Annotated in this window: 1 pseudogene; it reads left to right on the forward strand. The window is 66.9% G+C overall.

Annotation, left to right across the window (positions count from 1 at the left end):
* Positions 1 to 477 (forward strand): annotated as a pseudogene (locus V8688_RS32065) (pyridine nucleotide-disulfide oxidoreductase); the annotation flags it as partial.

Consider the following 477-nt stretch of genomic DNA (forward strand, 5'->3'; position numbering starts at 1 on the left):
AACGTCGCCCTCGACGTGGCGCGCGTGCTGGCCAAGACCGGTGACGAGCTGCTGCCGACCGAGATCCCGCCGAACGTCTACAAGGGGCTCAAGGCCAACAAGGCCGTCGAGGTCCACGTCTTCGGGCGCCGTGGCCCCGCCCAGGCCAAGTTCACCCCGCTCGAGCTGCGTGAACTCGACCACTCCCCGACGATCGAGGTCATCGTCGATCCCGAGGACATCGACTACGACGAGGGCTCCGAAGCCGCCCGCCGCAACTCCAAGCAGGTCGACATGGTCGCCAACACCCTCGAGCAGTGGGCGATCCGCGACCAGGGCAACCGCCCGCACAAGCTGTTCCTGCACTTCTTCGAGTCCCCGGCCGAGGTCATCGGCGAAAACGGCAAGGTCGTCGGTCTCAAGACCGAGCGCACCCAACTCGACGGCACCGGCAACGTCAAGGGCACCGGCGAGTTCAAGCAGTGGGACGTGCAGGCC

It is taken from the genome of Nocardia sp. No.11 (genome assembly GCF_038752175.1).
In the GTDB taxonomy this organism is placed as follows: domain Bacteria; phylum Actinomycetota; class Actinomycetes; order Mycobacteriales; family Mycobacteriaceae; genus Nocardia; species Nocardia canadensis.